Source organism: Robinsoniella sp. KNHs210 (assembly GCF_000686105.1).
Taxonomy (GTDB): domain Bacteria; phylum Bacillota; class Clostridia; order Lachnospirales; family Lachnospiraceae; genus Robinsoniella; species Robinsoniella peoriensis.
This window is the reverse complement of sequence record NZ_JMLZ01000002.1, coordinates 4,105,001-4,117,081: the sequence shown is the minus strand read 5'-3', so window position 1 is coordinate 4,117,081 and position 12,081 is coordinate 4,105,001. Positions and strand designations below refer to the sequence as shown.

7 protein-coding genes, 4 tRNA genes, 1 rRNA gene and 1 pseudogene are annotated in these 12,081 nt (G+C 43.7%); 3 read left to right on the top strand and 10 right to left on the bottom strand.

Annotation, left to right across the window (positions count from 1 at the left end; genetic code table 11):
* Positions 1-329: 329 nt before the first annotated feature.
* A complete protein-coding gene (locus tag CD03_RS0124350; protein WP_027295846.1) occupies positions 330-1,568 on the top strand; it encodes an ammonium transporter in 1,239 nt (412 codons plus the stop codon).
* 19 nt (positions 1,569-1,587) lie between these two features.
* On the top strand, positions 1,588-1,944 hold the full coding sequence (locus CD03_RS0124345) for a P-II family nitrogen regulator (protein ID WP_081820366.1): 357 nt from the start codon (positions 1,588-1,590) through the stop codon (positions 1,942-1,944).
* 54 nt (positions 1,945-1,998) lie between these two features.
* Here the strand turns inward: CD03_RS0124345 and CD03_RS39645 are convergent.
* The 5 genes and pseudogenes from CD03_RS39645 to CD03_RS0124325 all read right to left on the bottom strand — a co-directional run.
* Positions 1,999-2,085, bottom strand: a pseudogene (locus CD03_RS39645) (rubredoxin-like domain-containing protein); the annotation flags it as partial.
* 44 nt (positions 2,086-2,129) lie between these two features.
* Complete coding sequence (locus CD03_RS0124340; RefSeq protein WP_027295844.1) at positions 2,130-2,672, bottom strand: GNAT family N-acetyltransferase; 543 nt, start codon at positions 2,670-2,672, stop codon at positions 2,130-2,132.
* Positions 2,673-2,938: 266 nt separating this feature from the next.
* Positions 2,939-4,147, bottom strand: a complete 1,209-nt coding sequence (locus CD03_RS0124335) for a M24 family metallopeptidase (protein ID WP_081820365.1) — start codon at positions 4,145-4,147, stop codon at positions 2,939-2,941.
* Positions 4,148-4,362: 215 nt separating this feature from the next.
* Positions 4,363-5,028: a YjjG family noncanonical pyrimidine nucleotidase gene (locus CD03_RS0124330; protein WP_027295842.1), complete on the bottom strand. Its 666-nt coding sequence runs from the start codon at positions 5,026-5,028 to the stop codon at positions 4,363-4,365.
* A gap of 13 nt (positions 5,029-5,041) precedes the next feature.
* The gene (locus CD03_RS0124325) at positions 5,042-6,568 is read right to left on the bottom strand and encodes an alpha/beta hydrolase (protein WP_027295841.1); all 1,527 of its coding nucleotides are present in this window, start codon (positions 6,566-6,568) and stop codon (positions 5,042-5,044) included.
* A 331-nt stretch (positions 6,569-6,899) separates the two neighbouring features.
* Here CD03_RS0124325 and CD03_RS0124320 point away from each other — a divergent pair.
* Positions 6,900-6,970, top strand: a tRNA-Cys gene (locus CD03_RS0124320).
* Positions 6,971-7,128: 158 nt separating this feature from the next.
* Here CD03_RS0124320 and CD03_RS34670 read toward each other — a convergent pair.
* The 5 genes from CD03_RS34670 to CD03_RS0124295 form a co-directional block, all read right to left on the bottom strand.
* Positions 7,129-8,541: a GntR family transcriptional regulator gene (locus tag CD03_RS34670; RefSeq protein WP_156043024.1), complete on the bottom strand. Its 1,413-nt coding sequence runs from the start codon at positions 8,539-8,541 to the stop codon at positions 7,129-7,131.
* Positions 8,542-8,704: 163 nt separating this feature from the next.
* Positions 8,705-8,775 (bottom strand) — tRNA-Cys (locus tag CD03_RS0124310).
* A gap of 67 nt (positions 8,776-8,842) precedes the next feature.
* Positions 8,843-8,914 (bottom strand) — tRNA-Glu (locus CD03_RS0124305).
* Positions 8,915-8,970: 56 nt separating this feature from the next.
* A tRNA-Asn gene (locus tag CD03_RS0124300) sits at positions 8,971-9,042 on the bottom strand.
* Between the two features lie 127 nt (positions 9,043-9,169).
* Positions 9,170-12,056 (bottom strand): 23S ribosomal RNA (locus tag CD03_RS0124295).
* Positions 12,057-12,081 lie beyond the last annotated feature (25 nt).

Genomic DNA, 12,081 nt, shown 5'->3' with positions numbered 1-12,081 from the left:
CTGCAATATCCAGTAGTTCATCACACTGCTGATTTATGGACTACTGGAACCTTGGTGAAAATTCAGACTCTATAAACTAAATTCTTTATCTGTTTCACTTTTATATCATGATCATAACAATAAAATATAAGGAATCTATAAATTTATTTCTGCAAATCTAATTTCCTACTGATTTCCAATGAATTACAAATATTTCTTGCATCTTAAAATGAACTGTGCTATGATACATCCGAACGAAGGTGTTCAGATAATACATACGTGTTATCTGAACACCTTTTTTATTTATAAATGCGACATTACACTAAATCTATCTGTTAGGAGGTCTTTCTATGAATACTGGTGATACTGCTTTTCTTTTAATTTCAGCCGCTTTGGTCTTCCTTATGACACCGGGGCTGGCATTTTTCTACGGCGGGCTGGTGCGGCGCAAAAATGTATGTAATACCATGATGGCATGCGTTTCTATAATGGGGCTGTCCATTGTCATGTGGATTTTATTTGGCTACTCCCTCTCCTTTGGCGGAAATCATCTTGGCATTATCGGTGATTTCAGATGGTTTTCCTTTCAAGGGGTGGGAATGGATGCCGGTCCATATTCCGATACTCTGCCCCATCTGGTATTTGCTGCATTTCAGATGATGTTTGCCATGATCACTCCTGCTCTGATTACAGGTGCCCTGGTTGGGCGTATGCGGTTTAAAGCTCTCTTCCTGTTTATATGCCTATGGTCTGTCATCGTCTATTATCCGTTAGCCCATATGGTCTGGGGCGAAGGCGGTTTCCTTTCAGCTATTGGCTCCATTGATTTTGCCGGCGGTAACGTAGTTCACATCAGTTCCGGAGTCAGCGCACTTCTTCTTGCACTCTTCCTTGGAAGAAGGCGTGGATACGAGACCACTTCATACCGGATACACAATATTCCATTTGTGGTTCTTGGTGCATCACTGCTCTGGTTTGGATGGTTTGGATTTAATGCTGGAAGCGCTCTTGGTGCAAATGGATTGGCTGCTCATGCATTTATAACCTCTGCACTATCTGCAGCAACTGCTCTATTATCCTGGATGCTGATCGATGTGATAAAAGAAGGTAAGCCAACCATCGTAGGTGCATCCACCGGCCTTGTGGTAGGTTTGGTAGCAATCACACCGGGTGCCGGGTTCGTCCCCGTCTGGTCTGCATTTATAATTGGCGGACTGGTCAGCCCAATCTGCTATGTTACCGTAACTTTTATTAAAAAGCACCTGAAAGCAGATGATGCCCTGGATGCTTTTGGATGCCATGGAATAGGCGGAATATGGGGCGGTATTGCAACCGGCCTGTTTGCCAGAAGCTCCATTAACAGTACGGCAAAATGGGATGGTCTGGTATTTGGGGATACCCGCCTGTTCATGGCACAGATCACTGGCATTCTGATATCCATTGCCGTTGCGGCAGCAGGAACCTTAATCTGTGTGGGAATTGTAAAACTGTTCACACCACTTCGGGTAACTCCCAAGGAGGAACAGCTTGGTCTTGATATTTCAGAACACGGCGAAAGCGCTTATCCATCTTTCAATGGATTTGATTAAGAAACAGGAGGATTCATTCATGATTATTAAAATAGAAGCAATCGTACGGGAAGAAAAATTTGAAGATGTAAAGGAAGCTCTGGATGCAATTCAGGTAAATGGGATCACCATTTCCCAGGTCATGGGCTGCGGTGTACAGCGCGGATACAAAGAAATCGTACGTGGAACCCAGGTAGATCTGATGATGCAGCCTAAAATTAAATTCGAAATTGTAGTATCTTCAGAAGAATGGGAGGAAAAGGTAATAAATGCCATTCAAAAAGCCGCCTTTACAGGAGAAGTGGGCGATGGAAAGATATTCAGTTATGAAATCCGAAGTGCAATGAAAATCCGTACCTGTGAAACAGGCTATGAGGCGCTGCAGTCAGATAATTAATATAAAAAGCGTGTAAGAAAAGTAAGACCAAACTTCTTTTCAAACACGCTTATATTAGAATTTCAAGAACTGTTTTACCGGTACTCCGCATACCGGACATCTTACTATTTCATCTGTTTCTTCCATTATAAATCCGCAAACCGGGCATACATAAAAGTTTTAATTCTATCTCTGCAGCTTCTGTACTACATGTCTCTATCAAATTCCCACTCTTCTTTTAAAATTCCATATTCATACGTATCCTGCCATATTGGTTTCCCATTTACATCAGACTTAAAGAAAATATTCTTAACCAAAAATCCTTCCCTTCGCATTCCAAGACGTTCCATCAGTTTCCAGGACTGCTGATTTCCCGGATTACACTTAGCCACCACGCGGCGGACTCCCCAATTCTGAAACCCTTCTTCCAGCAGTGCCTTTGCCGCCTCTGCCGCATATCCCCGCCCCTGGTACTTATTATTGAATACATACCCAATCTCCCAGGTATCAAACTTTCCTCTTTCAAAATAAAGGTTCCCGATCATTTTCCCGTTTTCCTGGAGACACACTGCCCAAAATGCCTTGCTGACCGAACGGATTCTGGCCTCCTCCTGGCACTTCTCCCTGGAAAAAACCTCATATGGTTCATAATACACAACTTCTTCATCCGCCAGATATTCATACAGGTCCTCCCAGTCACTTTCCAGAAATCTACGGATGATCAGACGTTTCGTTTTCAATTCCTTCATAAATTCCTCCCTGCTGCCATTGAATCTGTCAGTTCAAGTCTGATTGCTTTTCTTATACTCCTATATTATGAAAATCCGGAATAAAACTCTTCAATATAAATTCTATGGGGACATTATAGCCTATCATTCAAAAAATAACAAGTAAAAGCAGGTGTAGTTTACCTGCCGTATTATACCTGTGCCTCTGCTTTTCCATCGTTTTTCCAAATCGTCAAAAAATGGCAGCGCCCAGATGGGCGCCGCCATTATATAGCTATATAATCTTATTATTTCTGAATAAGCAATGGAATATCGGTCAATTTTTCCATACCATTTTCCAGGATCAGGTATCCGTCCTCGAAACGCATCCCCGGAATATCAGCCTCAAATAATGGAATATCAACGGAAATAACCATGTCTTTCTCTATCATTACACTGCTGGACGGTCCCAGTATCGGCGGTTCAAACTCTATAACCCCCATACTATGAAGCCCGGAATACATAAAGTTTTTCTCATACCCCGCCTCCTTCATGACCTGTCTTCCCATTGCTTCCACCATACTTCCTATTTTTCCCGGAAGCAGGTTTTCGGCACATACCTCCTGCGCCCGAATCGCTGCATCAACAGCCGCTTTTACCTTTTCTCCTGGATTTCCAACGAGTATTGTTCTTCCACAGGCCCCATGATAGCCTTCATACCGGGGTGCCAGTGTGATAATAACAACATCATTTTCTTCAATCCTGCGATTCGTCGTGCGTGCTAAAATATGCCTGGTATTTTGTCCGGAAGCAACAATCGGATCAATCCCATATCCTTCACATCCCATTTTACGCATTACGTATTCAGCCTCCGCAGCCACTTCACGCTCTGTAATACCCGGCCGCACTGCCGCAACCGCCGCCTGCATACCTGCTGTTGCAATTTCATAAGCTTTTCGTATCACTGCGATCTCTGCCTGGGACTTCACACCTCTCATCGGCTCCAGAAGTTTATCTGCATCCACCAGTTTTGCTGACTGGAAAGCACTTTCAACCGCCTCATAGAGTTCCGCCCCCATATAAAGCTTTCCGGCAATCCCAACTCTTTCGGGACTTTTCAGCACACACTGCTTCACAATCTGCTCCAAGGGCTCGACCACAGAAAATGGATAGTCTTCATCCTCAGCAGAAAATTCAGATAAAACTTTGATATTCTGAATTGCAGAAATCTCTTTTGCATACCCTTCCGTTTCCGGTCCGGTTAAAATGACCGGGTCACTGTCTGCCAAAAACATCAACAGCACATTTTCAAAATGGGTTGGTAAATCCGCATAATATCTGGCATATGCATTGCCATGTGTGGCTCTGTCATCACTATAAGTCAGGATTACATCCAATTGATGATCTTTCATTATCTTCTGAACCTTCTCCCAACGTTTGTGATATTCTTCCCTTGGTATTCTGACTGCTTCCTGCTGCATACTGATTTTCTCCTTTTCACCTTCGATACCTGGCATTGTATATTTAACCGCATACTTGATTGTGTACACCTGATTATTTGCAGTTTTACTCTAACCATAAAATATTATTTAATATTATTATACCTGTATTATTTCAGATGTCATCCTGTTATCTTGTGTAAAAGTATCACTTTCTTGGGCTGCTATCTAATTCAGTTCCGTCTGTTTTAATCCCAGAGCCATGACCCTTCCGAGTATAAGAAATCTTTCTTTTAATCCACAATGTCAAATAGTTCATCCAGCCGGCTAATCTCATATGTTGCCAGGGCACTTTTACCTCCGATGATACAGGAATGTATCCCCAGATTCACAGCCCCCTGAATATCACTTGCTTCACTGTCACCGATTAACAGGGCAGCTGACTGATCAAAACCGGGAATATGAGCCTTTACATATTCCATGAACTCAATCTGCGGTTTCTGGTATCCCACTTCTTCACTGATAAAATATGCCTCAAAGAAAGGATACAGTCCGCTTGCATGAAGTCTGGCATACTGGGTGGTAGCCACCCCATTTGATACTACATACAAACGGTGGTTCTCACTCAAATGTTTCACGGCTTCTAAAGCACCCTCTTTCATCATTGCCCCATTTGCCAGCTCATCTTGATATTCCTCTTCAAAGCTATCCGCAATCCCCTTGATTCCCAGTTCCTGAAAAGTTAGCCGGAAGCGCTTATCCAGTACTTCCTCCCTTGTAACATTTCCAAACTCATACTCATGCCACATATGATGGTTAATCCTGGAATAACACTCCATCAATTCCTTAGTGAATTCAATATTGTACCGCTCAAATATTACATGGAGTGCTCTTTGCTCACATGCTTTAAAATCAAATAAAGTTTCATCCAGGTCGAACAGTAAATCTTGGTAATGCATTGGATACCTCCTTCTATTTTTCCACAAACGTGGCTATACTTGCCATAACTTCTTCCGGTATATGCTTCTCTCCCTGATAATTAGCTGCTCCGTCCTCATATTTACCGGGCATAAATACATGAGTTAAGCCAGGGAAGGATTGAAATTCCCAGTTAGCTTTTTCCTTAAAATGTTCCTCCCATATTTTAAAGTCATCCATTGTAACCTGATAATCTTCTTCCCCCTGCAAAACGAGAACAGGCATGGTCATCTTCTCTGCCTCCTTGACACTGTCGAAATCAAAAATACTTTTCATGTATTTAACCGATTGTCCCATTATCTTTTCATCAGCTCCCAGAGAGTCAATATTTTTCATCTTGTCAATTTCTTTAAACATATTCTCATAAGATTTAGTTACCTCTTCTGTAGGATTCTTCTCCAGACTTTGAAGATATTTACACTGTCTCTCTATCGTCTCTGCAAATCCTCTTGCCGGAGCTGCCATCATAATACATCCATCCGGCGACGCTGCTTCTGCAATTGCCGGCATCATCTGTCCGCCCTGGCTATGTCCTACCACATACACTTTTGTGATCCCCTTTTGTTCTCTTAGCATTTTAACGGCAGCCACCGCATCATTAACCGTTTCGTCATATACCGTAAAATCCGGATCGGCTGCAAGCTCTTTTCCGTATACATAACTGATCTTATCATAGCGGTAAGATGCCACACCCTTCTGGGCAAGCCCCCATGCCAGATCACGGAACGGCTTGAGCTGTCCCAGTGACTCATCCTTATCAGACGAACCAGAGCCGTGGACAAATACCACGGCTGCATATTCGGTCTTATTTTCCGGCTGGGTAAAGATTCCAGGCAATTCCCATCCATCTTTTACTTTTAAATTCATCGCAGTCTCTTTTACGCCTTCCGGCATGGATGTTTCTTCCGAAGCTTCCTTATACTCTCCTGTATGGATTCCGCCGATTTTACCTTCTTTATTGAAACTGATCACCATATTCCAGGGTTGAGTTTCAAAATCACATGGAACCTCTACATTCGTATACTGTGACCGGCTGCTGACCCATGCCTCTTTCATTTCATTTAACTTCCCGGATGCGGCAATTGCCGGTGCTAAAGACTGTTCCAGCTGTCCATTACCCAAAACTTCTTTTAACTGGTCTTCAAACTGATAATCCGATTTTATCTTCTCATAATCTCCGGCTACAATATCATTTGCAAATGCCTTTGCCTGTTCCAGCAGTTTTCCTTCATCCTCACTTGCTCCGGCAGAATCGCTCTGTTCCCCATTCCCGGTTTCCTTTGCAGCCTCACTCGATGCCTCTGATCCGGTATTTACTGCTGTTTCTTTTACGGATTCTGTTTCAGCTTTGCTCTCTTTTGTTTCCTGCGTTGTTTCCCCGGTACTTCCCTGGGTACTTCCCTGAGTACTAACCTGGGTCACCGTTTCACTTTGTGCCGTACTGCTTTTGTCCTGTCCGCAGCCAGCTATTGCCAGCGCTATTCCTAATACCATGACTACTAATTTAGCTCTCTTCTTCATAATATCCTCCTATCTGTACGCGTTTATATACCAACATGATCTATCCCCCGGTAAAATCAGCTTATGCCCTTACTACTGACCTTCATACTGATCTCCATCCTGAGTTGGCTTCATTATAGCACAGCCCCCATAAAGCTCAATAGCAGGTGCATAATATACCGTTTTTGGTGATTGAAATACAGATAGAAAATTTAGCTATATGACTGTATAATTATTATATTGGGAAGTAAAAAGAAAATCAATCATTTAATACAGAAGATATAGAAGATTTATAAAATTTGTAGTTGACGTATAAATTGGGATTTGGTAGAATATAATAGTTAAGAGATGCGGCGACATAGCCAAGTGGTAAGGCATGGGTCTGCAACACCCTGATCACCAGTTCAAATCTGGTTGTCGCCTCTTAATTTTCCCGGAAATCATGAATTTCCGGGCTTTTTTTATCTCTGAATGATAAACAAACCATCTGCCGGGTGCAGCATCATAAACTTAAATTTTCATTGATACTGCCCCCAGATACTCATGGCTGTTTATGGAATAAAAAAAAATCCTTTCCCAATCTACGTAATCGTCATATTGATGACATCATAATTATTCTCCGTTAATTCCCGGAATGCATGTCCGAACTGTTTACTATTCCTGGCATGTATGCTTTCCCTTATGTCATGTGATATACTTGACCAATGGAGGACTGGTTCTTCACCGCTTTCCTCTATACGCAGAATACTTCCATTTAATAAAAGCAACGTGATTTTACTGTAAATTTCGCGTATCGCAGCAAGTGGACAATGATGAACTACCGCCTGCAATCCCGCACTAAGCGTTGCAACCAGAGATCTTTTTTCATCTGATATGGATATTGCTTCCCCAATGGAATCCAATAATCTCTCCGGGATATAAGGAAATACACACTGAAAAACGGGTTCGCTTGTTATAATCAGCAGTTGCATGGCTTCCAGAAAAGTTTTCAATTTATATTCCAGCATTAACCCCTTCACATTATACAGCGTTTCGGGTTCTCCATGAGCAATTGCCCTGGTTCCTACGCCATTCATTGTTTTTGCTACGCCCAGTTTATTCAGTAAGCCGATGGTACGGCGCATCGTGATTTCTGATACATGATAAACATCTGCTAATGCTGAAGTGCCAGGCAGTAGTTCCCCAATCGGATAGTCCCCCTGATTAATTTTACATATCATGTCAATTGCAATGATATCGCAGTATCTGGTTCGTCCTTTACGAGGCTCCCAACAAAAGGATTCCTGACCCGCATTTTCCAGGTTCGCTGCGAATACTTCTAAGCAGTTCTCTATTTTATTAAATAATTTTTCAATTAATTGTTCTACCTTTTGTTTTACCAGACTCCTGTTTCCCTTTTGAAACTCAAATATGCACTGAACATATTTCTCATTTATATCCTGCAAAAACAAAACCGTTTCACTTTTTCCGCAATGGGTATAAAGTACGTCCGTAAAGGAACTTTCGGCAAAAATAAGGACATCATAGTAAAGGCTGAATGCTGTTTGATTTATGAGCGCATGCAAACATTTTTCAAATTGCTGATACAAATGCCTGTCAACAAAAACACCTCCATAAATAAATGTCTCTGAAATGTCTGGGTATAACTTTTCAATATGATACAAACTCTGATAACAGATAACCGGTAAAATTAACTTGAGACTTCTACTTAAGTCAAGTAATGCAGCAGTACGTTTTTTAAAAGTATCACTTTCAAGATAATTTTCATATGGTTTCGATAATATAGAGGTGGCTTTACCACGGTTAAGTTTTATAAAACCATCATTTTCAAGCATTTTGAGAGCCCGCTGTGCAGGGCAATACGAAACCTGATAGCGTTTTGCAATATCCCGGGCTGATGGAAAATGCTCACCGTCATCAAAAAAACCCAGTTGTATCTGCCCCGCAAGTATGCGATAAATAGTTTGTTCCTGACTGTTAGGGTTATGCATCATGTACTTCCTTTCCACAATTTTTCCAGTGTATAAAATAACATAACATGTATATATAATAACACATATAACTGAATTTCGGATTTGTTTTTATAATTATATCTATACTCTCAAATATAATGAATGCAAAAAGCTCTAGAAAGTATTCTTTCTAGAGCTTCTAAAGAGGCGACAACCAGATTTGAACTGGTGATCAGGGTGTTGCAGACCCATGCCTTACCACTTGGCTATGTCGCCGTATCTATTATCTATTATATTCATCCCGATGATCAAATATTCCTAAAAATAATTTAATCAAATCAAATGACTCCAAGGGGATTTGAACCCCTGTTACCGCCGTGAAAGGGCGGTGTCTTAACCGCTTGACCATGGAGCCTTGCTTTACTTGCCTTTTATCCTTTTAAATACTTAGCCATTTTGTTAAGTACTTAGCTCCCCGAGTTGGGCTCGAACCAACAACCCTTCGGTTAACAGCCGAATGCTCTACCATTGAGCTATCGAGGATTATACTGCTTTTTGGAAAAGCCATATACCTTCAAAACCACATACAGAAATTCATCAAATTATCATCCGTTCTTGCATTACCAACTTCGTTGATCATATCAACTTTATTGACATTATCCTAAACCTTATGGATAAGCCTTCGACCTATTAGTATTAGTCAGCTCCATACATTACTGCACTTCCACCTCTAACCTATCCACCTCGTCGTCTTCAAGGGGTCTTACCGCTTATGCGGGGGATATCTCATCTTGAGGGGGGCTTCACGCTTAGATGCCTTCAGCGTTTATCCCTTCCCGACTTGGCTACCCGGCCATGCTCTTGGTAGAACAACCGGTACACCAGAGGTCAGTCCAACCCGGTCCTCTCGTACTAAGGTCAGCTCCTCTCAAATATCCTGCGCCCACGCCGGATAGGGACCGAACTGTCTCACGACGTTCTGAACCCAGCTCGCGTACCGCTTTAATGGGCGAACAGCCCAACCCTTGGGACCTACTACAGCCCCAGGATGCGATGAGCCGACATCGAGGTGCCAAACCACTCCGTCGATGTGAACTCTTGGGAGTGATAAGCCTGTTATCCCCAGGGTAGCTTTTATCCGTTGAGCGATGGCAATCCCACTTTATACCACCGGATCACTAAGTCCTACTTTCGTACCTGCTCCACCCGTCGGTGTCACAGTCAAGCCTTCTTCTGCCTTTGCACTCTGCGAATGGTTTCCAACCATTCTGAGAAGACCTTTGAGCGCCTCCGATACCCTTTCGGAGGCGACCGCCCCAGTCAAACTCCCCGCCTGACATTGTCCCACCACCGGATCACGGTGGCTGGTTAGAAATCCAATACTGCAAGGGTGGTATCCCAACAATGACTCCTTCACAACTGGCGTTGTGAATTCTTAGTCTCCCACCTATCCTGTACATGCAATACCGAATCCCAGTATCAAGCTGGAGTAAAGCTCCATGGGGTCTTTCCGTCCTGGCGCAGGTAACCAGCATCTTCACTGGTATTTCAATTTCACCGGATGCATTGTCGAGACAGTGCTCAAATCATTACGCCTTTCGTGCGGGTCGGAACTTACCCGACAAGGAATTTCGCTACCTTAGGACCGTTATAGTTACGGCCGCCGTTTACTGGGGCTTAAATTCAATGCTTCGCTTGCGCTGACATCTCCTCTTAACCTTCCAGCACCGGGCAGGCGTCAGCCCATATACTTCACCTTGCGGTTTTGCATAGACCTGTGTTTTTGCTAAACAGTTGCTTGAGCCTATTCTCTGCGGCCTCTTTCGAGGCACCCCTTCTCCCGAAGTTACGGGGTCATTTTGCCGAGTTCCTTAACAATGCTTCTTCCGTCGGCCTTAGGATTCTCTCCTCATCCACCTGTGTCGGTTTACGGTACGGGTATAATATAAACAATAGCGGCTTTTCTTGACAGCTGGCTCACACACTTCGCTACTTTAGTTCGCTCCACGTCACGTCTTCGGATTGTAGTACGGATTTGCCTTTACTACTCCTACCCCGCTTGTACCGGTTTTTCCATTCCCGGATTGTGCTTTCCATCTGTGTCCCCACAGTTCTGTTATACTATAGTACAGGAATCTCAACCTGTTGTCCATCGACTACGTCTTTCGACCTCGCCTTAGGCCCCGACTTACCCAGAGCAGATCAGCTTTACTCTGGAAACCTTGGATATTCGGCCGGAAGGATTCTCACCTTCCTCTCGCTACTCATTCCAGCATTCTCTCTTCTTAACAATCCACTGCTCCTTACGGTACAGCTTCGTCTCAGTTAAGAATGCTCCTCTACCAATGACTATGTCATTCCTCAGCTTCGGTGTTGTGTTTCAGCCCCGGACATTTTCGGCGCAGGACCTCTCGACTAGTGAGCTATTACGCACTCTTTTAATGTATGGCTGCTTCTGAGCCAACATCCTAGTTGTCTTCGAAATCCCACATCCTTTTCCACTTAACACACACTTTGGGACCTTAGCTGGAGGTCTGGGCTCTTTCCCTTTTGACTGCCCAACTTATCTCGTGCAGTCTGACTCCCATACATCATCTATACGGCATTCGGAGTTTGATATTCTTTGGTAAGCTTTGACGCCCCCTAGGAAATTCAGTGCTCTACCTCCGTTAGACTAATATGAGGCTAGCCCTAAAGCTATTTCGAGGAGAACCAGCTATCTCCGGGTTCGATTGGAATTTCTCCCCTATCCACACCTCATCGCCACCCTTTTCAACGGATGTGCGTTCGGTCCTCCATTACCTTTTACGGTAACTTCAACCTGGACATGGATAGATCACCCGGTTTCGGGTCTACTCTGACTGACTCTTTCGCCCTGTTAAGACTTGGTTTCCCTCCGGCTCCACACCTTGAGTGCTTAACCTTGCCAGCCAGCGTAACTCGCTGGACCGTTCTACAAAAAGTATGCGGTTCCACATATAAAGTGGTTCCACAGCTTGTAAACACAGGGTTTCAGGTTCTTTTTCACTCCCCTCCCGGGGTTCTTTTCACCTTTCCTTCACAGTACTATGCACTATCGGTCACTAAGTAGTATTTAGCCTTGGGGGGTGGTCCCCCCGACTTCCCACAAGGTTTCTCGTGTCTCGTGGTACTTTGGATACTGCCTGCTCTCTTCTGGTTTCAAATACGGGGCTTTCACCCTCTCTGGCCGGATTTCCCAAAACCGTTCTTTTACCATTCAAGTCACGTTATGCAGTCCATAACCCCGGAATGCACGCATTCCGGTTTAGGCTCCTCCCATTTCGCTCGCCGCTACTTTGGGAATCGAGTTTTCTTTCTTTTCCTCCGGGTACTTAGATGTTTCAGTTCCCCGGGTTCCCTTCCATACGTTATGTATTGGCGTATGGATACTTGAGGTTTGCTCAAGTGGGTTTCCCCATTCAGATATCTCCGGATCGTAGGATATTTGCTCCTCCCCGAAGCTTTTCGCAGCTTATCACGTCTTTCATCGGCTCTTAGTGCCAAGGCATCCACCCTGCGCTCTTGTTCGCTTAACCATTTTTTCACCTCACATAGCGTTGT

Bases quoted from the DNA above. Each gene is read 5' to 3' on its own strand.
- CD03_RS0124350 (WP_027295846.1), top strand. From the start codon at position 330: ATGAATACTGGTGATACTGCTTTTCTTTTAATTTCAGCCGCTTTGGTC.
- CD03_RS0124325 (WP_027295841.1), bottom strand. From the start codon at position 6,568: ATGAAGAAGAGAGCTAAATTAGTAGTCATGGTATTAGGAATAGCGCTG.
- CD03_RS0124335 (WP_081820365.1), bottom strand. From the start codon at position 4,147: ATGCCAGGTATCGAAGGTGAAAAGGAGAAAATCAGTATGCAGCAGGAA.
- CD03_RS0124345 (WP_081820366.1), top strand. From the start codon at position 1,588: ATGATTATTAAAATAGAAGCAATCGTACGGGAAGAAAAATTTGAAGAT.
- CD03_RS0124340 (WP_027295844.1), bottom strand. From the start codon at position 2,672: ATGAAGGAATTGAAAACGAAACGTCTGATCATCCGTAGATTTCTGGAA.
- CD03_RS0124330 (WP_027295842.1), bottom strand. From the start codon at position 5,028: ATGCATTACCAAGATTTACTGTTCGACCTGGATGAAACTTTATTTGAT.
- CD03_RS34670 (WP_156043024.1), bottom strand. From the start codon at position 8,541: ATGATGCATAACCCTAACAGTCAGGAACAAACTATTTATCGCATACTT.